Annotated in this window: 21 protein-coding genes and 1 pseudogene; 11 read left to right on the forward strand and 11 right to left on the reverse strand. The window is 66.1% G+C overall.

Features of this window, described 5'->3' with window-relative positions:
• From CLG85_RS19975 to CLG85_RS19985, 3 genes are all read right to left on the reverse strand, one after another.
• The coding region (locus CLG85_RS19975) for a DUF4432 family protein (protein ID WP_260349906.1) at positions 1 to 783 on the reverse strand (783 nt) is incomplete at its 3' end.
• Positions 780 to 1,838: a sulfatase-like hydrolase/transferase gene (locus tag CLG85_RS19980; RefSeq protein ID WP_260349907.1), complete on the reverse strand. Its 1,059-nt coding sequence runs from the start codon at positions 1,836 to 1,838 to the stop codon at positions 780 to 782. The genes CLG85_RS19975 and CLG85_RS19980, both read right to left, overlap by 4 nt.
• Positions 1,839 to 1,843: 5 nt before the next feature.
• Positions 1,844 to 2,308 carry a sulfatase-like hydrolase/transferase gene (locus CLG85_RS19985; protein ID WP_095884302.1) on the reverse strand — a complete coding sequence of 155 codons (465 nt, stop codon included), beginning with the start codon at positions 2,306 to 2,308 and terminating at the stop codon, positions 1,844 to 1,846.
• A gap of 117 nt (positions 2,309 to 2,425) precedes the next feature.
• Here CLG85_RS19985 and CLG85_RS19990 point away from each other — a divergent pair, with 117 nt between their 5' ends.
• The 5 genes from CLG85_RS19990 (at position 2,426) to CLG85_RS20010 (ending at position 8,040) form a co-directional block, all read left to right on the forward strand.
• Positions 2,426 to 3,376 carry a LysR family transcriptional regulator gene (locus tag CLG85_RS19990; protein WP_224847983.1) on the forward strand — a complete coding sequence of 317 codons (951 nt, stop codon included), beginning with the start codon at positions 2,426 to 2,428 and terminating at the stop codon, positions 3,374 to 3,376.
• 119 nt (positions 3,377 to 3,495) lie between these two features.
• Complete coding sequence (locus CLG85_RS19995; protein WP_095884303.1) at positions 3,496 to 4,467, forward strand: Bug family tripartite tricarboxylate transporter substrate binding protein; 972 nt, start codon at positions 3,496 to 3,498, stop codon at positions 4,465 to 4,467.
• A gap of 117 nt (positions 4,468 to 4,584) precedes the next feature.
• On the forward strand, positions 4,585 to 6,063 hold the full coding sequence (locus CLG85_RS20000; protein WP_260349908.1) for a sulfatase family protein: 1,479 nt from the start codon (positions 4,585 to 4,587) through the stop codon (positions 6,061 to 6,063).
• A 7-nt stretch (positions 6,064 to 6,070) separates the two neighbouring features.
• Positions 6,071 to 6,526, forward strand: a complete 456-nt coding sequence (locus CLG85_RS20005) for a tripartite tricarboxylate transporter TctB family protein (RefSeq protein ID WP_176476761.1) — start codon at positions 6,071 to 6,073, stop codon at positions 6,524 to 6,526.
• 14 nt (positions 6,527 to 6,540) lie between these two features.
• On the forward strand, positions 6,541 to 8,040 hold the full coding sequence (locus CLG85_RS20010) for a tripartite tricarboxylate transporter permease (RefSeq protein WP_224847977.1): 1,500 nt from the start codon (positions 6,541 to 6,543) through the stop codon (positions 8,038 to 8,040).
• A gap of 159 nt (positions 8,041 to 8,199) precedes the next feature.
• Here the strand turns inward: CLG85_RS20010 and CLG85_RS20015 are convergent, their stop codons facing one another.
• The gene (locus CLG85_RS20015) at positions 8,200 to 9,948 is read right to left on the reverse strand and encodes a sulfatase family protein (protein ID WP_260349909.1); all 1,749 of its coding nucleotides are present in this window, start codon (positions 9,946 to 9,948) and stop codon (positions 8,200 to 8,202) included.
• Between the two features lie 290 nt (positions 9,949 to 10,238).
• Here CLG85_RS20015 and CLG85_RS20020 point away from each other — a divergent pair, with 290 nt between their 5' ends.
• A complete protein-coding gene (locus tag CLG85_RS20020) occupies positions 10,239 to 11,225 on the forward strand; it encodes a formylglycine-generating enzyme family protein (protein WP_260349910.1) in 987 nt (328 codons plus the stop codon).
• Positions 11,226 to 11,286: 61 nt separating this feature from the next.
• Here CLG85_RS20020 and CLG85_RS20025 read toward each other — a convergent pair whose 3' ends face one another.
• The 7 genes and pseudogenes from CLG85_RS20025 to phnD form a co-directional block, all read right to left on the reverse strand.
• Entirely contained in the window at positions 11,287 to 13,146 is a 1,860-nt protein-coding gene (locus CLG85_RS20025; RefSeq protein WP_095881036.1) for a SulP family inorganic anion transporter, read from the reverse strand.
• 493 nt (positions 13,147 to 13,639) lie between these two features.
• On the reverse strand, positions 13,640 to 14,182 hold the full coding sequence (locus tag CLG85_RS27480) for an HAD hydrolase-like protein (protein ID WP_311735014.1): 543 nt from the start codon (positions 14,180 to 14,182) through the stop codon (positions 13,640 to 13,642).
• 85 nt (positions 14,183 to 14,267) lie between these two features.
• Positions 14,268 to 14,576, reverse strand: a pseudogene (locus CLG85_RS27485) (TIGR01459 family HAD-type hydrolase); the annotation flags it as partial.
• Positions 14,573 to 15,382, reverse strand: coding sequence for a phosphonate ABC transporter, permease protein PhnE (gene phnE, locus CLG85_RS20035; RefSeq protein ID WP_095881038.1), 810 nt, complete (start codon positions 15,380 to 15,382; stop codon positions 14,573 to 14,575). The gene phnE (CLG85_RS20035) and the pseudogene CLG85_RS27485, both read right to left, overlap by 4 nt.
• On the reverse strand, positions 15,379 to 16,173 hold the full coding sequence (gene phnE, locus CLG85_RS20040; protein ID WP_095881039.1) for a phosphonate ABC transporter, permease protein PhnE: 795 nt from the start codon (positions 16,171 to 16,173) through the stop codon (positions 15,379 to 15,381). Before phnE (CLG85_RS20040) ends, phnE (CLG85_RS20035) begins: the two co-directional genes overlap by 4 nt.
• The gene (phnC, locus tag CLG85_RS20045) at positions 16,170 to 16,946 is read right to left on the reverse strand and encodes a phosphonate ABC transporter ATP-binding protein (protein ID WP_095881040.1); all 777 of its coding nucleotides are present in this window, start codon (positions 16,944 to 16,946) and stop codon (positions 16,170 to 16,172) included. The genes phnE (CLG85_RS20040) and phnC overlap by 4 nt, the downstream gene beginning before the upstream one ends.
• Positions 16,947 to 17,000: 54 nt before the next feature.
• On the reverse strand, positions 17,001 to 17,966 hold the full coding sequence (phnD, locus tag CLG85_RS20050; RefSeq protein ID WP_095881041.1) for a phosphate/phosphite/phosphonate ABC transporter substrate-binding protein: 966 nt from the start codon (positions 17,964 to 17,966) through the stop codon (positions 17,001 to 17,003).
• A 187-nt stretch (positions 17,967 to 18,153) separates the two neighbouring features.
• Here phnD and CLG85_RS20055 point away from each other — a divergent pair, with 187 nt between their 5' ends.
• The 5 genes from CLG85_RS20055 to CLG85_RS20075 all read left to right on the forward strand — a co-directional run bounded on the left by CLG85_RS20055 (position 18,154) and on the right by CLG85_RS20075 (position 23,862).
• Positions 18,154 to 18,912: a DeoR/GlpR family DNA-binding transcription regulator gene (locus CLG85_RS20055; protein WP_235865307.1), complete on the forward strand. Its 759-nt coding sequence runs from the start codon at positions 18,154 to 18,156 to the stop codon at positions 18,910 to 18,912.
• A 349-nt stretch (positions 18,913 to 19,261) separates the two neighbouring features.
• The gene (locus tag CLG85_RS20060) at positions 19,262 to 20,281 is read left to right on the forward strand and encodes a substrate-binding domain-containing protein (RefSeq protein WP_095881043.1); all 1,020 of its coding nucleotides are present in this window, start codon (positions 19,262 to 19,264) and stop codon (positions 20,279 to 20,281) included.
• A gap of 54 nt (positions 20,282 to 20,335) precedes the next feature.
• On the forward strand, positions 20,336 to 21,865 hold the full coding sequence (locus CLG85_RS20065) for a sugar ABC transporter ATP-binding protein (protein WP_095881044.1): 1,530 nt from the start codon (positions 20,336 to 20,338) through the stop codon (positions 21,863 to 21,865).
• 12 nt (positions 21,866 to 21,877) lie between these two features.
• Entirely contained in the window at positions 21,878 to 22,885 is a 1,008-nt protein-coding gene (locus tag CLG85_RS20070) for an ABC transporter permease (RefSeq protein ID WP_095881045.1), read from the forward strand.
• Positions 22,882 to 23,862 (forward strand): sugar-binding transcriptional regulator, encoded by a 981-nt coding sequence (locus CLG85_RS20075; RefSeq protein WP_095881046.1) that lies wholly within the window; start codon positions 22,882 to 22,884, stop codon positions 23,860 to 23,862. Before CLG85_RS20070 ends, CLG85_RS20075 begins: the two co-directional genes overlap by 4 nt.

Genomic DNA, 23,862 nt, shown 5'->3' on the forward strand with positions numbered 1-23,862 from the left:
CAGCGTCTGGAAGGCAGGCAGCGCGCCGCTGTCGAAGCGCAGCTCGACCTGCGGTGCCTCCGCCCCGGCGTGCCCCGCGAGCCGGGCCACGCCCTGCCCCGCGTCGCGGCAGGTGACGCCGTCGCGCGCCAGCGCCGCGCCCGAGATGTCCGCGCCGTCGAGGGTCAGCACGCTGTCGGGACCGGCCAGCGGCCAGCCGAAATTGATGTGGTACATGGCCATGACCGGCTGCGGATGGCCAAAGACCTCGACCTCGTCGTGCTGATGCAGGCTCTGTCCACCGAGCGGGATGTCGATCCTGCGGCGTATCTTCATCCCGCCGTGGCGCAGATCGAAGAGCCGCATGTCGGCCTCGACCCGCAGCACCGTGCCGCGCTCCGTCTCGACCGGCGCGGCGAGCCGCAGCTCAGCGGGCTGCAGGGTGATGTTGCCGTGCTTGGGAAAGGGGCGGCCGTCTTCTTCGGGCTGGCGGATGTGGTCGAAGCCGCAGATGCTCATCAGCCCCGACAGCGGCTGGTTGCCGTTGAGATGGGCGGGGCGCGCCGCGCCGATGGGACCGGTCCAGCCGAAGGGCACCCCGTCGCACCAGGCCTGACCGATGTCGAGCGCCCGGTCCGGCAGAATCTCGACCGAGAGCCCGCCGCCGCTTTCCACCCGGATCACCCGCATCCCAGCACCGGCGCCGTTCTCTTCGCGGAACTGCCGGATGCCCGCCAGCTTGTGCAGGTCCGGCACCAGCCGGTCGACGTCCTCCGGGCGGATGGTCGAGCCGAAGAGCTTCATGCGCCGAACGCCTCGATCCGGTCGAAGCCGTACCAGCGCATCGTCTGCTCGGGCACGTCGAGCGTGCCCAAGAGCCCGGCCAGCCCGCGATAGAGCCGCGCCTCGATGCCCGCGTCGCGGATCGGGGATTGCTGTTGCGGGTCGGCCTCGAGATCGTAGAGCCGGAACTCGGCGTCGAGGAAGGTAAAGCCGTCGTGATTGGGCACCCGCTTGGCGTCGGGCTGCGCCTCGATCTTCATCAGCGGCATTCCCTGCGTGAAATCGAAGCCCGGGTGCATCTCCGCGCTGGCCAGTTCCTTGGCCGAGAACGGACCCCGCATGTGCTGCGGGCAGAGCGTGTACTCGTAGAGACCCGGCGCGAGGAAATCCTCCACCACGTGGTGCAGCACGTAGCGGCCGTCGGTCACCCCGATCGGCCCGCCGAAGATCGCGGTGGCGACGACACGGCCATCGTCGATATCGGTCTCGAGCGCGGGCAGGAACGAACGGCCACGCACCGCGCCGGGGATTGCCACGCCATGCGCCTCGAGCACGCTTGGCATGATGTCGGGCGTCCAGGTCAGCGCCTGCCGCCGCTCGCCGCCCTTGCCCGCCTGCGCCGGGTGATAGGCCATCAGCGGGATATGCGTCACCTCCTCGTAGGAGGGCATCCGGCACTTGCCCCACCACTCGTGCTCCGAGAGCAGGAAGCCGTGGTCGGTGGAGACGACGAGCATCGTGTCCTTCCACAGGTCGTGCCGGTCGAAATGGTCCAGCAGTCGGCCGAAATACTCGTCGCACATGCGCACCAATGCGGCATAGGTCGCGCGGATCTCGGCCACGCCCTCGGCGCTTTCCTCGACCTTGCCGTATCCGGGCCAGTTGAGCGCGCCGCCGGTCCAGGCGCTGTCGCCCTCGCGGCGGAAACGGTCCGGGACCTGGAAGGGCTCGTGCGGATCGAAAAGCTCGAGTTGCAGGAACCAGTTGTCGGCGGCGGCATTCTCGTCGAGGAACCGGAAGGCGGCGTTGAAGCAGGCCGGGCCGGGAAGCTGCGCCTCCTCCTCGATCCAGTCCATGTTGATCATGTGCTGGACGTGGCCGGCCGGGTTTTCGGATCGTAGTGCTCGGCCGCGTAGAGCCCGGCGTATTTCTCGAAGGGCGGCTCCACCTGCGCGTGCCACTGGTCGTGCTCCTGGCCGCGGAAGAACTCATAGGTGTCGAAGCGCGTGTGATAATGCGCGCCTCCGTCCTCGAAGTAGTGGAAATGGTCGGTGATCAGATGGGTGTGCACCCCGGCCCGGCTCAGCTCTTGCGGCAGCGACACGTCGTAGGGCTCGAGCGGCCCCCACGAGCGGTGCATGAAGCTCGGCCGCCCGGTCTGGATGTCGCGGCGCGCCGGCATGCAGGGCAGCGAGCCGGTGTAATGGCGGTCGAAAGTCACCGCCTTTTGCATGAACCTGTCGAAATTCGGCGTCTCCACATCCTTGCAATAGGGTGAGATCGCAAGGCGATTGAGGCTGTCGAACAGGACAAAAACGGTTTTCATTTCGGCTTCCACTTTTCGGTCGGCGCCGGTTGTAGCCCTGCGCGCCGAGGCGTGATAATGCCGATTGGGATCGGATTGATTGCTCACGGCTATCACACATCCCGCGAAAGGCCCCCCATGCACGATATTTGGCGCTTGCAGCACTTCATCGGAGTCGCCGAGGCAGGCACTTTCCACGGTGCGGCCCGCAAGCTCAACGTCAGCCAGCCCGCCTTGACCAAGTCGATCCGGATGCTGGAGCGATCCTTTGCCACCGAGCTGTTTCACCGGCTGCCGCGCGGGGTGCGCCTGACCGAGGCGGGCGAGCTTCTACTGGCACATGCTCGCGACATCGAGGGGGCCTGGAACGCCGCGATCGTCGAGGTCGGGGCGCAGGCGACCGGGCTCGGCGGCTATCTCAAGATCGGCGGCGGGCCGGTCTTTTCGGCGATTTTCTTTCCGCACATGCTGGCCGAGATGCGCGGCGCCTACCCGAACCTCAAGGTCACGGTCAGCACCGACGTGGGCGCGGCGCTCTTGCCCAAGCTGAAGACGGGAGAGCTGCGGATCTACGCCGGCGGACTTCCCGACGCGGCGCAGAACCTCGGGCCGGAATTCCGCGCGAAGCATCTCTACAAGCAGTCCAACGCGCTCTTTGCCTCCGAGGATCACCCGGTCTTTGCGGCCGCCGATCTCGGTGATCCCGCCACCACGCTCAATTACCCGATGCTGAGCCTGTTCAGCGGGCAGGAGGCCAACAACCGAATCGCCGCCTATTTCGAGCGCTTCGACCTTCCGGAGCCGCAGCTCGCGCTCGAGGCCCACTCGATCCAGATCGCCCTGAAGATGGTGACAGAGCACAACTTCATCGCCTGCATGCCGCTGCCGCTCGCCGCGGCCTTTCCGGAAGCGCGGCTGCGCGAGATCCCCCTGCCCGGCTTCCGCTGGTCGATCGCCACGGGGGTGACCTACCACCAGGCCTCGCTGCGCTTCGGTCCCATCGCGCTGATGGTCAAGTCGCTCGAGGCGCTGACCAGGCCCTTCACCCTCCAGCCCGAGGGAACCCCGTTCAAACAGGACCCGCGATAACCGTCATCTATCAAAGCGGTCAACGTTGGTATTGGTCACAGTTTTCCCGGATCGCTAGTTTCCGCTCCGACTGTCCGCCTCCGTTTTCGGGTGGGTAGCGCAGAATTAGGGAGGAATTCATGAAAAAAACACTGATCGCCGCAGCGATGGGTCTGATGATGGCACCGGTGGCAGCGCTTGCCGACTATCCCGAAAAGCCGATCACCGTCGTCGTTCCCAACTCTGCGGGTGGCATCTTCTACAACGCCGCGCTGTCGATCTCGAAGCGCCTCGAGGAAACCATGGGCCAGCCGGTCACGGTCTCGCCGATGCCCGGCGCGGCCACCGCGACGGGCACCCGTTTCGTCGCCGAGCAGCCCGCCGACGGCTACACCGTCGAATTCATCCACGAGGGCGCCATCCAGGCTTCGCTTCTGGGCATGACCGGCTTCGACATCTTCGAGAAGTTCGAGCCGATCGCCACGGTCATGACGCTGACGCCGGGCATCTTCACCCAGGGTGACGCGCCCTTCTCGAGCCTCAAGGAGATGGCCGATTACGCCAAGGCCAACCCCGGCGCGGTCAAGATCGCGATCAACACCGGCTCTTCGGCGCATGTGGCCATGGCCGACATGACCAAGGAAATGGGCATCTTCGACGACGTGCGCCTGGTGCACGCCGCGGGCGGCGGCCCCGCCTTCCAGGCCGCCCTGCTTTCCGGCGACGTGAACGTGGTGCAGATGAACCCGATGATCCTGGCCGACATGGTCAAGACCTGGCAGGTCAAGGCCATCGCCAACACCACCATCGGCGAGCGCGACCCGCTTCTGCCCGATGTGCCGACGATGGAAGAGCAGGGCTACACCACGCCGATCACGCTGACCTCGACCGGCATCTTCTGGATGCGCCGCGACACGCCGCAGGAGATCAAGGACTACTGGCGCGACCAGATCCAGGCGCTTCTGGCGGACGATGAGACGCGCGCCGAGATGGAGAAAGAGCTCAAGAACAAGCTCAAGTTCACCACCGGCGACGAGATGATGCAGATGCTCGAGACCTCGCGCGACCAGCGCGCGGCCTCGCTCAAAGAGCTGGGCCTTCTGCGCGAATAAGACAGATCCGGCCTGCCCGCGCGTTCGGGCAGGCCCGTCGCGGGCACCGCGGCCCCGCCGCCGGCGCCGCCTTTCCAGCACAAGCCCGGCGCGGGGCGCGGTTCGGAAGAGGACACCATGCAGCCCAACATTCTCATGCTGTTTCCAGACCAGTGGCGGGGCGACTGGATCGCCGCGCTTGGCGATCTGCCCCTGCGCACCCCCAACATCGACGCGCTGATCGCACGCGGCACGTCCCTCGGCCGGGCCTGGACCCCGTCACCGCTCTGCGCCCCGGCGCGCTCGTGCCTGGCCACCGGCAAGCGCTACGGCGAGGCGCCGGTGCTGCACAACCAGATGGACAACCCCTTCGGGACCGATACTTTCTACACCCGGTTGCGGGATGTCGGCTACCAGACCGGCAACGCCGGCAAGTCCGATCTGCTAAAGGGCGGCGACAGCTGGGGCGCAACAGGGCGGCACGTGATCGACGGCACCGACCAGCTGGCCGGGCTGGGCTTCACCCACGGCATGGACTCCTGCGGCAAGAAGGCGGCGGAGAAGATCCTCAAATCCGGCGCCGTGGAGCCCTACACCCAGATGCTGAAGGCGCGCGGACTGGAAGCCGCCTTTCTCGAAGATTACGCCCGTCGGCCGGTTTCCACACCGGACCGCCCGCCGATGGCCGACTGGATCAGCGGCCGCATCGCGACCCCTCCCGGCGCGTTTGCCTATACCGAGCCCGCGCCGCTCCCCGACGAGGCCTACAATGACAATTTCGTCGGCCGGGTCGCGCTCGATACGCTGCAAGGCTTCGACAAGGGCCAGCCCTGGTTCCTGATGGTGAACTTCCCCGGCCCGCACGACCCGATGGACGTGACCGCCTCGATGCTCGACGGCTGGGACGAGGTGACCTTTCCTCTGCCGAGACTGCGCGAGACCACCGACCCCGAGCGGCAGCAGCGGATCCGCCGCCGCTATGCCGCGATGATCGAGAACATCGACCGCTGGATCGGCCGCTATCTTGCGCATCTGGAAGAGAGCGGGCAGCTCGGCAACACGCTTGTCGTCTTCGCCTCGGACCACGGAGAGATGCTGGGCGACCGCAACCTGTGGAAAAAGCAGGTGCCCTTCGAGCCCTCGGTGCATGTTCCCATGGTGCTCGCGGGTCCCGGCGTGCCGTCCCGGGGGCACCTGGCGGGCCTGCCGGCCAATCTGCTCGACCTGCCGCCGACCTTCCTTGCGCTGGCCGGGGCCGAGGTGCCCGCCGACTACGCCGGTTTCGATCTGTCGGGCTGGCTTGGCGGCGGCAGCTACCCGCGAGAAACCACCTGCGCGGGCCTGGGTCCGTGGCGCGCGATCTGCGACGGGCGCTACAAGCTGGTCTGCGGCTTCCGCGACGATCTGTTCCAGGAGGCGCAACAGTTCGAGCCCTTCGATCCCGAGAGCTTCGACGACGGCCTGCTTCACGATCTGCACGAAGACCCGGAAGAGACGCGCAACCTCCGGGCCGCGCTTCCCGGGGTCCGCGACAGGCTGCTCGCGGCGCTGCGCGAAGAATACGGCCCCACCCTACCCTCACTCCGGCGCCGCCTTGCGGACGCTGCAACGCTCTGAGACGCCCATGAAAGATATCATCACCGGCATCGTCTTCGCCGTCTTCTCGGCCGCGATGCTGTACTTCTCGCAAGACATCCGCGACCTCGGCTTCGATCCGCTCGGGCCGAAGTTCCTGCCCCGCTTCGTGCTGGTGCCCCTGTTGCTGCTTTCGGTGGCCCTGATCGTCAACGGCAGCCTGAAACTGAAGGCCGAGCCCGAGGAGTTCCCCGAGCCCGACTTCTGGCAGACCGCCCGCGCGCCGGCGCTGCTGATCGTCGAGCTCGGGGCCTATATCTGGGCCCTGACCAGCCGTGCCGTGCTCTTCGAGATCAGCAGCGCGCTGTTCATCCTCGTGGCGGGCGTGACGCTCATGGGGTTCCGGGATCGGCGCCTTCTGGCCGCGCTGGTCCTGGTCGCGATCCTTCTGCCCATCCTCGTGGGGTACGTCTTCAAGACCTACCTGCACGTCGCCCTGCCCTGACGGAGACCTGAGCCATGCTCGCACCTCTTTTCGATTCATTCGCCGCCGTGCTGCAGCCGATGGTCCTCGCATGGGTCCTGCTGGGTGTCGCGCTCGGCGTGGTCTTCGGGGCCATCCCCGGCCTCGGCGGCGGCATGCTCATGGCCCTGATGCTGCCCGCGACCTTCGCCATGCCCGACGTGCTGGCACAGGGCTTTCTCATCGGCATCTACGTCGGCGGGGTCTCCGGCGGGTTGATCTCGGGCATCCTGCTCGGGGTGCCCGGCGCGCCCTCGGCGATCATGACCACGATCGACGGCAGCGCCATGGCGCGCAAGGGCTTGGCCGCCCGGGCATTGTCGATCGGCATCATGGCCTCGCTGGTGGGCGGCCTGCTGTCTTGGCTGGTGCTCGTGGCCCTGGCCATCCCGCTGGCCTCGGTGGCGACCAAGTTGCAGAATTTCGACTATTTCACCTTTGTCATGCTCGGCATCGTGCTCATCGCCTTTCTTGCGGCGAGCAATCCGATCAAGGCGCTGATGGCGGGCTTCTTCGGCATCTTCATCTCGACCGTGGGCTTTGACGACATCTCGGCCTCGGAGCGCTTCACCTTCGGCTCGTCGTTCCTGTCGTCGGGCTTCGACATCCTGCCGGTGCTGCTCGGCGCCTTCGCAATGCGTTCGGTGATGACCGACCTCGCCAACCCCTCGAAGATGCAGAGCCAGGCAAGCGTCACCATCCGCGAGGTGCTCTCGGAGATGGGCCGCGCCTTCAAGTATCCCGGCAATCTGCTGCGCTCGTCGCTGGTGGGCTCGTTCATCGGGCTGTTGCCGGGGATCGGCTCGAACATCGGCGCGGTCATGTCCTACACCGCCGCGCAGGCGACGGCGAAACGCCCCGAGGAGTTCGGCAGCGGCTCGGAAGAGGCCATCGTGGCCTCCGAGGCCGGCAACAACGCCACCGTGGGCGGCGCGCTGATCCCGATGATCGCTCTGGGAATCCCCGGCTCGGCGCAGGACGTCATCCTGATGGCGGCGCTGATCCTGCACGCGATCACCCCCGGCCCGCTGCTGGTCAACGAGCACCCCGACATCTTCTACGGGGTCATCACGTCCTATGCCGTGGCGAACATCTTCATGTTCCTCGTCATGGTGCTCTCGCTCAACATCATGGCCAAGGTCATCAAGACCCCGCCCTCCATCCTCGCCCCGGTGGTGCTGCTGTTCTGCGTTGTCGGCGTGATCTCGGCGCACAACCGGATCGACGACGCCTGGGTGATGTTCGGCTTCGGCCTGCTCGGGTTCTTCATGGCCTCGATGCGCATCCCGCTCGCCCCCTTCGTCATCGGTTTCGTGCTCGGCCCGCTGGCCGAGGGCCGGCTGCGCTCGGCGCTGATGAGTTCCGGCGGGGACATCCTGCCGCTGGTCACCCGGCCAGTCTCCGCTTTGCTGATCCTGTGCTGCGTACTGGTGATGCTCTGGCCTTTCGTCAGCCACCGCCTGCGCAAGCGGCGTTTGGAGCAGAGGGCGGGCTGAGCCACTCCAGCCGCAGCCCCGACGACTTGCGCGCAGCCCGAAAGGGCTGCGCGTATTGCTTTTCCGGGAAGGCCGATCGCAGAAACCAGGCAAGAAAAACCCCCGCCGGTTCACACCGGCGGGGGTCTTTTCGGTCTGCCCATGCAGCGCGCGAGGCGCCTAGCCGTTGGAACTGGCCCAGTCGAAGATGTCGTTCTGCGGCCGATAGGTCCCGCGCATCACCTGCGCGAGGTACTTCGAGTTCGAGTTGAGGTACTGGTCGGCATTGCCCTGCAGCGCGTCGAGCACGGGCAGGCTCAGTTCGGGAAAGTGCGGCGCATAGGTCAGCCCTTCCATCGCCTGCAGGCGGATGCGGGGATCGCTCTCCTGCGCCACGATGCCGGTCAGCATCGCCGCCCACTCGCGCGCGGCCTCCGGCACGGCCAAGCCGCGCAGCGACTGCCGCGCCAGAGCCTCGCAGAGCGCGATCCGCGCGTGAACATCCGTTTCGGCGCGCGCCCGGTCGGCCACCGCCTCTGGCAGCGCATGCCCCTTGTCGGCGATGTTCAGAAGCCCCTGCGCCGCCCAGTAGCGGATCACCGGGTTGCCGTCGCCGAGCGCAGCGAGCATGTCGTCGAGATCCGCCGGCCCCGCCTGTGCCGCGCGCGCCGCGAGCGCCATGAGCCGCTCCAGCGGATAAGCCTCTTCATCCCGCGACGCCTGCCAGTCCTCGAGCGGCGACTTCTCGGGAATGAAACCGGTGTCGCGGATCGCCCGCATGTGCGCGTCGAGCGCCGCGCGGTGGGCCTGCAGCGCCTCGGCGTGGCGCGGATCCCCGGCAAGGTTGGTCAGCGCGTCCGGGTCGGCCTGCATGTCGTAGAATTCCTCGAAGGGCTTGGCCCGGAAAAATCGCGCCTGCGCCTCGGTCAGCGTGCCGTCCAGATAGGCCTGCTCGTAGTCCTGATAGTAGGGGCCGATCCATTCATAGGCCACGTATTGGCCGAGGATGCGGTGCGGCTGGTAGTTGCGAATGTAGCGGTAGCGCGCCGAACGCGCGGTGCGCGACAGGTCGTAGCGCTCGCCCTGACGGTGCCGGCCGGCAAAGGCAAAGCGGCGCGGGATGGCTCCGGGCCCGACGAAGGACCGGCCCTGCGCCTCGGGCGGCACCGGCGCCCCGGCGATGGTCAGGAAGCTCGGCAGCAGGTCGACCAGCGACAGCGGCGCCTCGACGCAGCTGCCGGGCGGGTATGGCAGCAGGTGGCGCCATTTCGGCGGCACCCGAAGGATCATCGGCACCCGCACCCCCTCGTCGTAGAGGTATCGCTTCGAGCGCGGCAGCACCGAGCCATGGTCCGAGAAGTAGAAGACGATGGTGTCATCGGCCAGCCCGTCGGCCTCGAGCTGGGCGAGGATTTCACCCATCTGCGCATCCATGCGGTGGATCGCATTGTACTGGCGCACCAGCCCCTCACGCATCCCCGGCGTGTCGGGCAGGTAGCCCGGCACCCGCACGTCGCCGGGCCGCGTCGGTCCCTCCTGCGGGTCGAAGGCCGAGGACTCATGCGTCGTCATCGGGTTGAAAACCGCAAGGAAGGGTGCGCCCTCGGGGCGGTTGCGCCAATGGCCGGACTTCGAGCAATCGTCCCAGATCGACTGCGGATCGACGTCGCAGCAATAGTCGGTCTTGAAGTTGTTGGTGCAGTAGTAGCCGGCGTCCCGCATGAGCTGGCTGTAGGTGTCGAACTCGGCAGGCAGGTGCACTCCCGAACGCATGTGCTGCGCCCGCGGCAAGGTTTCGGCATGGCGGCCGGTCAGGATGGCGAAGCGCGACGGTGCGCAGATCGGCGAGGTGCAGTTGGCGTTTTCCCAGCGCACCCCCTCGGCGGCGAGCCTGTCGAGATGGGGGGGTCCGCGCCACCGGGTCGCCATAGGCGCCAAGCCGGGGCGGGCAGTCCTCGGAGACGAGGCAAAGAATGTTCGGACGCTGCGTGTCGGCCATGAAATCTCCTCTTGTGGCTGGCAGAAATAGCAGCGCCAAGCCAAGGGAAATAATGCCAAATCCGCCGAGTGGTATAACTGGCGGCTATCAATCCGCTTTCCGGGAGGCTTCGGTGCGCGCCGCCGCCTTCGTTTGCGCGGGACGCGGCGATTTGCCCCCGCTGCCGCCTTGCGATCCCGTCACAAGGGCGTAAGTACGGGGGCGATACGGAGGCTCCCAGATGCACGATGGCGTAAACGACTCCCCATCCACGGGCTGCTGCCATACCGGCGGCGGCGGTACGGTCGGCGGCGATGCCGCCTTCCTCGAGGCCGCCCTCGCGGTCCCCCGGGCCGGGCCCGAGGTTCAGCGCGATCTGCGCGAGGCGCTGACCCCGATCCCCGGCGGCATCTTCGAGATGGGGGCCCGCAAGTCGCGCTTTCCCGACGACCTCGACAGCCCCCGCCGCAAGGTGAGGGTCTCGCCCTTCCGCATGTCTTCGATTGCCGTGACCAACGCGCAATACGCCCGCTTCACCGAGGCGACCGGCTACCGCACGCTGGCGGAGGTCGAGGGCTGGAGCTACGTCTTCCACCTGCTGCTCGCGGATGTCGACGCCTGGCCGGTGCACCCGCCGGGACTGACCTGGTGGCGGCAGGTCGAGGGCGCCTGCTGGCACAGTCCCGAGGGGCCGGGCAGCGACTGGCGCGACCGGGCGGACCACCCGGTGGTGCACATCTCCTGGTACGACGCGCTGGCCTATGTCACCTGGGCTGGCCTCCGTCTCCCGCGCGAGGCGGAATGGGAGCGCGCGGCGCGCGGCGGGCTGGTCAACATGAAGTTCCCCTGGGGCAACCGGCTGGTTCCCGAAAGCGGCTTCGCGATGAACACCTGGCAAGGTGATTTCCCGCATCACAACAGCGCCGAGGACGGCTTTGTCGGCACCGCCCCGGTCGATGCCTACGCGCCGAACGGCTACGGCATGTACAATATGACGGGCAATGTCTGGGAATGGGTGCAGGACCGCTACGGGCCGCGCGCGCCCGCCGGCCCGCTGCCCCTGCGCGACCCGACCGGGCCCGACACGGGCTACGCGCGCATCCAGCGCGGCGGGTCATTCCTGTGTCATGTGAGCTATTGCGACCGCTACCACGTGCATTCCCGCACCCGAAACGATCCCGACAGCTCAACCTCGAATTGCGGCTTCCGGGTGGCCTCCGGCGCCTGAGCGTACCGGCGCCCGCGGCGGCGGGAAGCCCGTCCAGGCCCCCCCCGCCGCTGCGGCACGGTCAGTCGCGGTCTTCCGGTTTCGGCTGCCCCTCGCATTCTCGGAAAATCCGCGCGGTGCAATTGGCGCAGACGTCCGGATCGAGCGTGGGGACGATCTGGGCAATGGCATCCCGCTTCGACAGGTGGATGTATTCGCGCCCCAGCGCCCGTACCACGCGGAACCGCGCCAGTTTGTTGAGCGCGCGCAGGCTGCCGATCTTGAGGTGCAGCGACCCGCCCTGCTCGCGCCGCCGCCGCGCCTCTTCGAGCAGCAACTCGGCGGCGGGCAGGTCCACCTCGCTGCTCGAGGGGGTCATGAACAGGATGTGCTTCTGCGACGGCCGCTCGGTGCGGAACCGGTGGAAGTCGCGCCGCGTCGCCTCGACCGTGCCGAAATAGAGCGGTCCGTGCATGGCGGTGACCATCAGTTGCGGGCACTCCTCGAGATCGAAGATCCGCGCGCTGCGCAGGTGCCGGCTGGGCGCCTTGGGATCGGGGGCGACCACCGCGATGACCGGCTGCGCGATGCGCATCAGGAACAGCACCAGCGACAGGATGACCCCGGCATAGATGGCCGCCTCGAGGCTGATGAACACCGTGCACAGGAAGGTCACCCCGGCGATCAGCGTCTCGGCGAAGGAGCTGGAGAAGATGTGCCGCAGCTCCTTGAAGTTCACCAGCCGCCAGGCGACCAGCAGGATGACCCCGGCAAGCCCGGCGATCGGCACGTAGGAAAACAGCGGAGCGACCAGCAGCAGGATCGCCACCAGGAGCACCGCCGAGAAGATCGCCGCGAGCGGCGTGCGCGCGCCGCTCTCGTAGTTGACCGCCGAGCGGGTGAAGGAGGCCGAACAGGGATAGGCCTGGAAGAAGGCCCCCACCAGGTTCGACGCCCCCTGCCCGATGAACTCGCGGTTGCCGTCGAGCATCTGCCCCGACTTGGCGGCCATGGCCCGCGCGATCGACACCGCCTCGAGCAACCCGACGAAGGCCACGGCGAGCGAGCCGGAGACGATCTCGCGCAGCAGCTCGGGCGAGAAATCGGGCACGACGAAGACCGGAAGGACGCTGTCGATCGCGCCCACCGTGTCGAGCGCGGCACCCTCGTAGGTCAGTCCGGCCGAGACCAGCGTCGCGACCAGCAGCGCGATGAGGTAATGCGGCAGCCTCGGGGCGAACCGCTTGACCAGCAGCCCGACGGTGATGGCCGAAAGCCCGACCCCCAGCGAGGCGAGATCGGTCTCGCCGATATGCTGAACAAGCCCCGAGACAAAGGCCAGCGGCTCGTCCGGCCTTGGAAGCTCGAGGTTCAGCAGATGCGATATCTGGCTCGTGGCGATCAGCAGCGCGGCACCGGTCACGAAGCCGGTCATCACCGAATGCGACACGAAATCCACCAGCGTGCCGAGCCGGAGCAGCCCCAGCAGCAACTGGAACAGCCCGACGAGGAAGGCCATCGAGATGGCGGCGGCGATGAACTCGGACGAGCCGGGCACGAAGGTGCCGGAAAGCGCGCCGAAGACCAGCGCCGAAAGCGCCGTCGTCGCCCCCGAGACGGCGTGCCAGCTCGAGCCCAGCAGCGCCGCGATGATCGTCGGGATGATCGAGGCATAGAACCCGTATTCCGGCGGCAGCCCGGCAATGGCGGCAAAGGCCACCCCCTGCGGCAGCACCAGCGATGCGCCGGTCAGCCCGGCCAGCAGGTCGGCACGCAGCGTGGCGCCGCTGACCAGCGGGATCCAGTCCGGGCGGGTGGTCAGGTCATGGCGCAGGTGGCGCAGGAAGCGGCGCAACTGCTGCTTCGGGGTGGGTGCGGATTCACCCGCCTCGGCAGCGCTCGCGGAATCAATCGTCGAGCCGGTCGCATACCAATGTTCCATCTGGATTTCCAATGTGTAGAGCGGCAGGGAGGCTGCCTCAAGCTGGCGCCGCCGGGGCGAGAGCGACCCTCGGGAATCCGCAATCTCCTGCGGGGGCGCGGACAGGACTGTAGAGCAGGTTGGGGGCGCTCAGCCCCATCTTCGGAGGCCGCGACGCCGCGCCACGGGGCCGTGAAACGGCCCGCGGGCACAAGGGACAATCTGCGCCTGGCTTCGCGGCATTCTGTGCGTCTCTCACCTGATGCGACGGGGACCTGTCTGCCAGCGCGGTCCTAAGCAAAATGGGGGGCGAAGGGAAATAGTAATCGCCACCTTAGAAATAACTGCGGGTTATCGACGTGGCAGGGCGCACGGGCACGACCGCCGCGTGGTGCGCAGGACAAATTCCCTACCAGAACATCGGCTCTTCGCCGGAAACGACCCGGATCGGTCATGCCAACGGCAGGCTTCTGAGAAGACGAGAGGGCGGGTTTTGTCGCAACGACTCTTGAGCTCACGCGCGGCGGGTCGTTGATCCGATGCTGCCAATCACGAAATCGGGAACGATGCCCGATCGCCGGATCGCCTCTGCCGGATCGAGCCCGACAAGCGCGCCGTGTGCTGTGACCAGTGCGGTTGCGAATCCCATCTGGCGACCGCCGAGAATGTCGGTGTGCAAGGTGTCCCCCACCATCAGGATACGCTCGGGCGCAAGCCGCGGTGCGATCTTGGTGAGAGCAAGCATGAAAATCTCCGCGAAGGGCTTGCCGAGGAAGACCGGCGCAATCCCCGCGGCATCGGCGAGGCGATGGGCGAAATATCCCGGCTCGCGCGACAGGCCGGCCTCGCGCGGGGCGACGATATCGGGATTGCCGACCACGACCGGGCGCGGCTGCGCGCGCAGCGCGGCCTCGAGCAACCTCTGGCGCGTCTCGGTCCACCCGTCCGAGCCGATCAGCAGGAACCCCTCGGCAGCCGCGTAGGCCGCGGGATCGTCGTCGAGGAAGGTCAGATCGATGTCTTCGAAGTCTTGCGGACCATTCTCCGGGTTCAGCATCGCCCCCCCATCGCAGCCGCGGTGCGCGCGCCAGATGCGCCAGCAGCGCTTCGCGGCTGGTCACCACTTCTTCGGGCGCGAAGTCAAAGCCAAGCCGGGCATAGCGCTGCATCATCACCCGCTTGGGATAGGCGGCGGAATTGGAGACCACCGCCACCGCCTTGCCCGCCGCCCGGAGCGCGGCGATGGCCTCTGCCGCGCCCGGGATCGGGGATTCACCGACGTTGAGCACCCCGTAGGCGTCGAGCAGCACCAGATCGAAGGGCCCGGCAATCTCGGCCAGGGTGTCGGCGGTCTTCCAGCTTCCGTAGAAGTCCACCGCCGGCAGACGCGAGCGCACGCCGAGATAGGCTTCAAAGGCAGCGGCCGCCTCGTTGCAGTGCGGCCCGCTCACAGGATGCGGCGACGCAGGAAGGCCGAGACGATCTCGCCGAGCACGACAAGCGCCAGAATGGCAAGCAGCACGGTCGCGGCCTCGGGCCAGTTGAACGTGTCGATGGCGCCCTGCAGGATGATCCCGATGCCGCCCGCCCCGACAAGCCCGAGCACCGTCGACTCACGCAGGTTGATGTCCCAGCGCAGGATCGCCACGGCCCAGAAGGTCGGCATCACCTGCGGCACGATGGCATAGACGATGACCTTGAAGCGCGATGCGCCGGTGGCCTCCAGCGCCTCGACCGGGCGCGTGTCGATTTCCTCGATCGCCTCGCCGAGCAGCTTGCCGATGAAGCCGATGGACCGGAACATGATCGCGACGACGCCGGCGACGATGCCGGGGCCGAAGATCGCCACGAAGAGCAGCGCCCAGATAATCGTGTTGACCGACCGCGAGCTGACGAGGATGAGCCGCCCGAGCCAGAGCGTGCCGCGGTTGGGCGTGGTGTTCTGCGCCGCGATATAGGCAACGGGCAGAGAGACGATCACCGCCAGCGCGGTGGCGAAGGTGGCGATGTTCACTGTCTCCCACAACACGCGCAGGATGGAGCCGAGATTGCTGGTGTCGAGCGGGTACATGCGCCCGAAGAGATCGGCCATCTGGCTTGGCGAGTCCCAGACCCAGGCCCAGATGATCTCGATCGAGCCGAGCGCCCAGAAGACCGCCAACGCGCAGAGGGCGAAGATGCCGAAGCGTCGGGCTTTTTCCTTGGGCGTATGGCGCGACCAGTCCTCGCGCCCGAATTGCTGGGAGATGCTGGTCATGCGATGCGCTTCCTGATCTGGCCGCTGATCGCCTCGGAGACGAGGATCACGCCGACGATGACGATGGTGATGGCCAGCGCGAAATCATAATCGTAGCGCCCGAAGGCATTGGCCAGCGTCGCGCCGATGCCGCCCGCACCGACGATGCCCACCACCGCCGAGGCCCGCAGGTTGGAGTCGAGCTGATAGATGGTCAGGCCGATCTGCCGGGGCATGATCTGCGGGAAGATCGCGTAGACCAGCGTCGAGAGGTACGGCGCACCCGCGGCGCGCATCGCCTCGACCTGCCCGAAGTCGATTTCCTCGATCCGTTCGGCCAGCATCTTGGCGACGAAGCCGATGGAGTAAACCACCAGTGTCAGCACCCCGGCAAAGGGGCCGAAGCCGACCGCCTTGACGAAGATGATCGCGACGATGACCGGGTGGAAGCTGCGGGCGATGATGATGATCGCACGGCCGAAATAGAAGACCGGCAGCGGTGCGACATTGCGCGCGGCCATGAAGGCGATGGGGATCGACAGGGCGACGCCGCCGACGGTGGCGAGGATGGCGATCTTCAGGCTCTCCAGAAAGCCGTCGATCAGCAGGCCGCTGCGTTCGAAGCTCGGGGGAAAGGCCCCGCCGAAGATGCGCCCGGCCCGCTCGATCCCCTGGGCGACACGCGCCCAGTCGATCGGCATGGTGGCCGCGACCCAGCCGAAATAGGCAAGTGCACCAAGATACACCGCCCAGCGAAGCAGCGGGTTGGCGATGAAGGGCGGCTTGCGCCAGGTGTCGGGATGCTGGCTCATGACGCCTCCCGCAGGTCGCCGCCACGGTCGGCATGGGGGCTGCCGGAGTAGATCCGTTCCATCGCTTCCTCGTCGAGCGCACTGGGCAGGTCATCGAAGATGATCCGGCCGAACCGCATGCCGACGATACGGTCGGTATATTCCTTGGCTTCGGTCACATTGTGGATGTTGATCAGAACCGGCAGCTTCAGCTCGCCCGCGAGGTCGCGCAGCAGCCCCATGATCTGCTCGGAGGTCTTGGGATCGAGCGAGGCGGTCGGCTCGTCGGCGAGCAGGATCTCGGGATCCTGCATCAGCGCCCGGACCACACCAACGCGCTGGCGTTCGCCGCCCGACAGCTGGTCGGCGCGGGTGTTGGCGTATTGCGCGATCCCGACGCGCTCCATCAGCTCGTAGGCGCGGCGGATGTCCTCCTTGGGGTAGCGCCGCATGATCGCCGCCCATGTCGAGATATATCCCAGCCGCCCGGACTGGACGTTCTCCATCACGGTCAGCCGGTCGACGAGGTTGAACCCCTGGAAGACCATACCGATCTTGCGCCGCGCGGCGCGCAGTTGGCGGCCCCGGAGGGCGGTGAGCTCGGTCCCGTTCAGCACGATGCTGCCCGAGGTCGGCTCGACCAGCCGGTTGATGCAGCGCAGCAGGGTGGATTTGCCGGCCCCTGAGGAGCCGATGATCGACACCACGCTTTCTCCCTCGATGGTCAGGTCGAGGTTCTTCAGCACCGGCGCGCCGCTGCCGTAGCTTTTGACCAGATCGGTGATCTTCAACATGTGGGGACTCCATGCCGGAGCCGGGCACTGGGCGCCGGCTCCGGTCTTGTCAGGTCACTCGGCGGCAAGGCCCGCAGGAGTGTATTCGACGCCGTTCGCCTTCTGGATCTGGCGGATGACCTTCCACTGTTCCTTGTAGGTGATCGGGATGAACTTGCTGACGCCGCTGAATTCCTCGCCAAGCGCGGTGCCGGCGAAGTCGAAGCTGAAGAAGGCCTCCTCGATCTTCTCCTTCAGCTCGGGCGTCAGGTCATGGGCATAGGCGTAGGAGGTCGTCGGGAAGGGATCGCTTTCCCAGACGACGCGCACCTCGGCGGGATCGTAGAGCCCGCGCTCGGCCATGCGATCGACCACTTCCGAGGCGACGGGCGCTGCGTCGTAGTCACCCGCCACAACCCCCAGCATCGACTGGTCGTGGCTGCCCGAGTAGACCACCTCATAATCCTCGTCGGGCACCACGCCCAGATCGGGGAACAATGCACGCGGCGCGAGGTTGCCCGAATTCGAGGTCGGCGAGGTATGCGCGACGCGCTTGCCGGCAAGATCGGGCACCTCTTTGATATCGCTGTCGGCCTGTGTGTAGATCTGCAGCTTGTAGCCGAACTGCCCGTCGTCGGCCCCCATGATCGCGAAGGGCACCGCCCCGGCGAGGTTCACCGCGAAGGGCGTGGGTCCGGTCGAGAAGCCGGCAATATGCAGGCGGCCCGAGCGCATCGCCTCGACCTCGGCCGAGTTCGACTGCACCGCGAAGAACTGCACGTCCTTGCCGGTGACCTCTTCGAGATGGGCGATGAACGGCTCCCAGATGTCCTCGTAGATGGCCGGGTCCTCGACCGGCGTATAGGCGAAGACCAGCGTGCCCGGATCCTTCAGATCGCCCGCGTCGGCCGGGGCGTCGGCGACGAGGTCGCCGTCGGCATCGGAATACTGGCTGTCGAGGGCCGCGGTTTCCTCCTGTGCAAATGCCGCACCGGCCGACAGGGCCAGCGACACGAGCAGACTCGTGGTGTGCCTAAGCATGGTGATGTCCTCCTCCCAAAGGGCATTATGTGCGTCTGGCCCTGTATCCTCCGGCCAGTCCGAACGGATCACATCACCTTTATGTTGGTTATGCAACAAATGTGTCGTAGTTATCTGCGATATTCAAACTCCCGGATGCAACAATCGGAGCGTGACAGGGGTGGAGCAGCCGAGCACACAGCATCGCATGAAGAAACCCGAGCGGCACGAGCAGATCCTGCTACAGCTCAAGCTCCGCCCGCATGTCCGGGTTGCCGAGCTGGCGGCACTCTTCGGCGTAACCACCGAAACTGTTCGCCGTGACATGGGCGATCTCGAGCGCCAGGGATTGCTGGAACGCGCCCACGGCGGAGCCTCACCGACAGCGCCCGGCGCCCACCGCGATCTTGACGAACGCCGGCAGGAGCGTGTCGTGGAACGCGAGCGTCTGGCCGGCCTTGCCGCATCTCTGGTGCGCGACGGAGACACAATCATGGTTGATGCGGGCTCAACGACCATGGTCCTCGCCCGGCTGCTCGCCTTTGCCGAGACGCGTGTTACGGCCATCACGAACAGCCTGCAGATCGGCATGATCCTCGGCCAGAGCGCCAACGCCCGCGTGATCCTCGCCCCGGGCCATTACCTTCCTCAGGAGGCCGCCGTAGTCGGCGTCGACACCTGTGACTATCTGGCCGGCTTCCATGTGGATGCCTGCTTTCTCGGGGCGGCGGGCCTCAGCACGGCGGGAGTGACCGAAGCCGTCGAGGGTTTTGCCGCCGTCAAGCGCGCGATGATGCGTCAGTCGGCCACCTGCCGTTTCCTCATCGACGCGAGCAAGTTCGGACTCACCCAGCTCGACGTTGTGGCGCGATTTGACGAGATGGATACGCTGGTCAGCGACCGGGCCCCAGACGGTGCGCTTGCCACTCATCTCTCGGAAAACGGGGTCCGCACTTTCGCCCCATAGGTAGGCCCCGCTGCGTGCCTTGAGGCGAGATCGCCCGGTGAAGAAATCGATGCTATCGTCTTAATATTCCGCATGTTGGCCGGGCGTTCCAAAACGCCTAGCCTGACAATGAGTCCGGCAATGAGCCGAGAAGTCGCATGAGCGGGGTGCAATTGCCAATGCGCCCGGGCTCTTCCTGAAATAAATTTCACCAAACAAGAAAAATCCCTAAGCGCGTTGACGGGTGCCCGAGAGCCCTCATAGGGTCAGCCTACGCAAGAAATTGCGGGTCGTGAAATTACTTGCGGGGAGGCAAGTGCTCACGCACCGAACCCCCTGGCACCCTGCCAGGGTTTTTTGGGAGGACAACATGAGACAATTTGCTATTGCCGTGGCTCTGGCCCCGGCACTCGCTACCCTATCGCTTGCAAACCCGAGTCCCGCGACGGCCCAGGAAGGCCTGCACTGCGCTTCGGGCGAAACCTACATCATGAACGTCATGGTGTCTGGCCATCCCTATTGGGTGCCTGTCTACCAGGGTTTCAAGCAGGCGGCCGAAGCCTTTGGCTGCACCACGGTATTTTCTGGCACACCCGATTACGACATCACCAAGCAGATCGCCTCATTCGAGCAGGACATGGTGAAACAGCCCGCGGGCATTCTGGTGCACCCGATGCAGTCGGACCCGTTCATCGAGCCAATCAACCGCGCCATTAGCGACGGGACGCAGGTGGTAACCTTTGCGGCAGATTCTCCGAAATCCAACCGCAGCGCCTATATCACCTCCGACAACCTGGCCGAGGCGAAATTCGCGGCCGAGGAAATCGTCAAGCAAATCGGCGAGACCGGCCAATACGCAGTCCTGGAGAATCCGGGCCAATCCAACCATGACCTGCGGGTGACCGCCCTGATCGACTACATGCAACAGCACTATCCCGGCATGGAACTCGTCGGTCGCCAGGCCACCAACCAGGACAGCACCGCCGCCTATCGCGCGACCGCCTCGATCCTGCAGGCCAATCCCGAGTTGGGCGCGATCTGGATCCCCGAGGCGGGCTCTGCCGAGGGTGCCGTTGCGGCGATCCTCGAAGCCAAGTCGGACGTGCTGGTCATGCATGCGGATATCACCCCGGCCACGCTCGAGCATATCAAGGCCGGCAACATCCACATGGCGCTAAATCCCAACCAGGGCATGCAGGGCTTCATGGGGTTCATGGCGACCTTCATGGCGGCGCATTCCGAGGTGTTCGATCCGTTCAACGACTACCGGACCTCGGGCTACAACCCGGTGCAGATCCCCTTCATCGACAACGGTTTTGCCGTGATCACGAAGGACAACGCCGACAGCTTCGATCTGAACACCTACATGCAGGGCCGCGACCCGGCATGACCCATGCGGCGGGCCGTTCGGGCCCGCCTCACCGCCCCTATCCGAGACCCTCTCATGCACGACGACGTGATCCTGAAAATCTCCAATGTCAGCAAGTCCTTTGGCCCGGTGCGCGCGCTGCGAGGCGTCGACTTCGAGCTGCGTCGCGGCGAGATCCATGCGCTCGCCGGAGAGAACGGCGCGGGCAAGTCCACGCTGATGAACATCATCGACGGTATCCTCCAGCCCGACGGCGGCGAGATCCTCTGGGAGGGTCAGCCGGTCCGCATCGCCTCACCAAACGCCGCGCAGGAGCTGGGGATCGGGCTGGTGCATCAGGAAATCGCGCTCTGCCCCGACATTTCGGTGGCCGAGAACATGTTCATGGCGGTGACCAACCGGAGCCGACGGTTCCTCATGGATGTCGGCTCGCTCAAGCAGAGGGCCCGCGCCGTTCTGGGGCAGCTGTGCGACATCGATCCGGGCGCGATCGTTCGGGACCTGCCGATCTCGCACCAGCAGCTGGTCGAGATCGCGAAGGCGCTGACGCTCGACTGCAAGGTCCTGATCCTCGACGAGCCGACCGCCGCACTGACCGAGCGCGAGGCGCAGACCCTCTTCGGGATCATGCGCAGGCTGTCGGCGCAGGGTATTTCGATCATCTACATCTCGCACCGGATGGTGGAGATCTTTGACAATTGCGACCGCGTCTCCGTCTTTCGGGACGGTCAGTACATCACCACCGCGCCGATCTCCGAGATCACGCCCTCGGGCGTCGTCAACGCTATGGTCGGCAGGGAGATCGGCACGCTCTATCCGCCCAAGCAGGCGGCAGATACTCGAACTGAAGAGGTGATCTTCGAGGTCAGGAACCTGACCGAGACCACGCGATTCAAGGACGTGTCCTTCGCGCTTCGCAGAGGGGAAATCCTCGGCATTGCGGGTCTCATCGGCTCGGGGCGGAGCGAAATCGTCAAGGGCATCTGCCGGCTCGAGGGCGACGTCTCGGGCGAGGTCCTGCTCGATGGCAAGCCGCTGCAGCTTCGTCACTACGGCGACAGCATCGCGGCTGGCCTCGTCTATCTTTCAGAAGACCGAAAGGGCGACGGCCTGTTTCTCGAGCGCTCCATCGCGGAGAATGTCTCGGCGCTGGATCTCCGGCACGTCTCTTCTGCCGCCGGGCTGATCGAGACCGACAGGGAAATCGAACTGGCCCGAAGCCTCGGGGCGAAACTCAATCTGAAGTACGGGCGGCTCTCGGATCCGGTGTCTTCCCTGTCGGGCGGCAACCAGCAGAAGGTGGCGATCGGCAAGATGCTCTCGGTGAACCCGCGGCTGATCTTCCTGGATGAGCCGACCCGCGGCGTAGATGTCGGTGCCAAGTCCGAGATTCACCGGATCCTGAGGGAGCTGGCCTCCGAGGGTGTCGGCACCGTGGTCATCTCCTCCGAGCTGCCCGAGCTGATCGGCCTCTGCGACCGCGTGCTCGTCGTGCGCGAGGGCCGCATCGCGGGCGAAGTGGCCGGGGACCGGATGACCGAAGAAAACATCATGCGCTTGGCCTCGGGCCTCGAGGCCGCCCCGCAACCCACATTGAACGCCTGAGGAAGACCGATCGTGGAAAACTCAATCGAACTGACCGCAGCTGCCAAGCAGGGATCCAACCCGGTGAAGAAGTTTCTCAGGATACGCGAGACAGGGCTGATCCTGATCATCCTGGCGCTCTTCGTCGCCATGTCCTTTGCATCGCCCTACTTCCTGACCTGGGTGAACATGCGCGCGATGGTCATGGCCTTTGCCGTCGAAGGTATCGTGGTGGTCGGCATGACGATCCTGCTGATCTCGGGCGGCATCGACCTCTCGGTCGGGTCGGTCACCGCGCTTGCGATGGTCATCGCCGGATCGCTCTTCCTCGCGGGTGTCGACCCCTGGCTGGCCTCGCTGGTGGCCATCGCCGCCTGCACCGGGATCGGAGCTTTCATGGGGTTTTTCGTGACCCGGATCGGGCTGCACCATTTCATCGTCTCGCTGGCGGTGATGGTGATCGCGCGCGGGGCCTGCCTTCTCTTCACCGGCGGTCGTCCGCTCGGGTTGTTCTCGCTGCCGCCGGAATTCAAGTTCATCGGCCAGGGCTCGATCGGGCCGGTGCCGCTGGTGATCATCGTTTTCCTGGTGGTGGTCCTGTGCTTCGACTTCATGCTCCGGCGCAGCACCGCCTTCCGCAAGGTGTTCTACACCGGCAGCAACGAGAAGGCCGCGGCCTATTCCGGGATCCGGACCAAGCGGGTGATCTTCCTAACCACGACGCTCTGCTCTGCACTTTGCGGCATCGCCGGGATCATCTACATGGCCCGCTTCGGCTCGGCCCAACCCACCTTCGGACTGGGCATGGAGCTGAACGTGATCGCCGCGGCGGTGATCGGCGGGGCCAGCCTCAACGGGGGTTCCGGCACGATCTTCGGCGCAATCCTTGGCGCGGCTTTGCTCTCGGTCGTGTCGAGCTCGCTCGCGCTGCTCGATGTCTCGGTCTACTGGCAGGACATCATCCGCGGGTCGATCCTTCTCACCGCGGTTTCCATCGATCACTACCTGAACAAGAAGCGCGACGCGGGGGGCAAGGCATGACCGAACCGTCTCCCGACTTCGATCTCATCCGCCAAATTCATACAGTGCTCGTTCTGCACTTCTTGGAGGGGCTGAAGCAGTCCGAGATCGCCGCGAAGCTCAACCTGTCGACCTCGAAGGTGAACCGGCTGATCGCACAGGGCCGCAGGCTCGGCATGGTGCAGATCGACATCAAGAGCCCGTTCCAGCGCCTCTCGGACATCGAACAGAACCTGGTGGCGTCGACCGCCCTCGAGTCGGCAAGAGTGACACCCACGGTCTCGGGCAATGCCGACACCACGCTTCACCAGGTCGGCCGCGCCGCAGCCAACCTCCTGCTCGAGACCCTGCGCGACGGCGATGTCATCGCGATCACGGGTGGCAAGGCGGTGAGCGCGGTCGTCGAGAACCTGTCGCCCGAACACCCGCTCGACGTCACCGTCGTGCCGCTCACCGGCGGGGTTCAGGGCAAGTTCTACACGGATGTGAACCATCTGGTGACGCGCATGGCCGAACGGCTCGGCGGCAAGCCGATCCTGATCCACGCGCCGCTGTTTGCCGAGAACCGGGCGCAGCGGGACATGCTGACCGGCATGGCGCCGATCAAGCAGGTCTTCGACCTTGCCCGCACCGCCAATGTCGCGCTCACCGGCATCGGCTCGGTCGAGCCGCGTGCCTCGAGTTATTACGATCTCAACCCAGTCCCCGAGGCCGATCGCAAGATGCTCGTGGGCATGGGGATCGCCGCCGAGTTCATGGCGCATCTGATCGGCATCAACGGGCAGGTGGCGGACTACGAGCGCAACCAGCGCCTCGTGGCGCTGCATCCACATGACACGGCGACCTGCCGCACTGTGATCGGGGTCGCGGCGGGTGCGCACAAGGCACGCCCGCTCCAGGCCGTGCTGAACGGAAAACTACTGAATTCACTTGTCGTTGACGAGGAGACTGCCGCGGCTGTCCTCGCACAGATGAAAGGGTCTGAACATGCCGCATAA

It is taken from the genome of Alloyangia mangrovi, from assembly GCF_002300555.2.
Taxonomy (GTDB): domain Bacteria; phylum Pseudomonadota; class Alphaproteobacteria; order Rhodobacterales; family Rhodobacteraceae; genus Salipiger; species Salipiger mangrovi.

What these genes read in the sequence shown, in the direction of transcription:
- CLG85_RS20020 (WP_260349910.1), top strand. Translation starts at nt 10,239, where the DNA reads ATGCACGATGGCGTAAACGACTCCCCATCCACGGGCTGCTGCCATACC.
- CLG85_RS20075 (WP_095881046.1), top strand. Translation starts at nt 22,882, where the DNA reads ATGACCGAACCGTCTCCCGACTTCGATCTCATCCGCCAAATTCATACA.
- CLG85_RS20005 (WP_176476761.1), top strand. Translation starts at nt 6,071, where the DNA reads ATGAAAGATATCATCACCGGCATCGTCTTCGCCGTCTTCTCGGCCGCG.
- phnC (WP_095881040.1), bottom strand. Translation starts at nt 16,946, where the DNA reads ATGTTGAAGATCACCGATCTGGTCAAAAGCTACGGCAGCGGCGCGCCG.
- CLG85_RS19980 (WP_260349907.1), bottom strand. Translation starts at nt 1,838, where the DNA reads ATGGACTGGATCGAGGAGGAGGCGCAGCTTCCCGGCCCGGCCTGCTTC.
- CLG85_RS19995 (WP_095884303.1), top strand. Translation starts at nt 3,496, where the DNA reads ATGAAAAAAACACTGATCGCCGCAGCGATGGGTCTGATGATGGCACCG.
- CLG85_RS20000 (WP_260349908.1), top strand. Translation starts at nt 4,585, where the DNA reads ATGCAGCCCAACATTCTCATGCTGTTTCCAGACCAGTGGCGGGGCGAC.
- CLG85_RS20060 (WP_095881043.1), top strand. Translation starts at nt 19,262, where the DNA reads ATGAGACAATTTGCTATTGCCGTGGCTCTGGCCCCGGCACTCGCTACC.
- CLG85_RS20015 (WP_260349909.1), bottom strand. Translation starts at nt 9,948, where the DNA reads ATGGCGACCCGGTGGCGCGGACCCCCCCATCTCGACAGGCTCGCCGCC.
- phnE (WP_095881038.1), bottom strand. Translation starts at nt 15,382, where the DNA reads ATGACCAGCATCTCCCAGCAATTCGGGCGCGAGGACTGGTCGCGCCAT.
- CLG85_RS20055 (WP_235865307.1), top strand. Translation starts at nt 18,154, where the DNA reads ATGAAGAAACCCGAGCGGCACGAGCAGATCCTGCTACAGCTCAAGCTC.
- CLG85_RS20025 (WP_095881036.1), bottom strand. Translation starts at nt 13,146, where the DNA reads ATGGAACATTGGTATGCGACCGGCTCGACGATTGATTCCGCGAGCGCT.
- CLG85_RS19985 (WP_095884302.1), bottom strand. Translation starts at nt 2,308, where the DNA reads ATGAAAACCGTTTTTGTCCTGTTCGACAGCCTCAATCGCCTTGCGATC.
- CLG85_RS20010 (WP_224847977.1), top strand. Translation starts at nt 6,541, where the DNA reads ATGCTCGCACCTCTTTTCGATTCATTCGCCGCCGTGCTGCAGCCGATG.
- phnD (WP_095881041.1), bottom strand. Translation starts at nt 17,966, where the DNA reads ATGCTTAGGCACACCACGAGTCTGCTCGTGTCGCTGGCCCTGTCGGCC.
- CLG85_RS19990 (WP_224847983.1), top strand. Translation starts at nt 2,426, where the DNA reads ATGCACGATATTTGGCGCTTGCAGCACTTCATCGGAGTCGCCGAGGCA.
- phnE (WP_095881039.1), bottom strand. Translation starts at nt 16,173, where the DNA reads ATGAGCCAGCATCCCGACACCTGGCGCAAGCCGCCCTTCATCGCCAAC.
- CLG85_RS20065 (WP_095881044.1), top strand. Translation starts at nt 20,336, where the DNA reads ATGCACGACGACGTGATCCTGAAAATCTCCAATGTCAGCAAGTCCTTT.
- CLG85_RS27480 (WP_311735014.1), bottom strand. Translation starts at nt 14,182, where the DNA reads ATGCTGAACCCGGAGAATGGTCCGCAAGACTTCGAAGACATCGATCTG.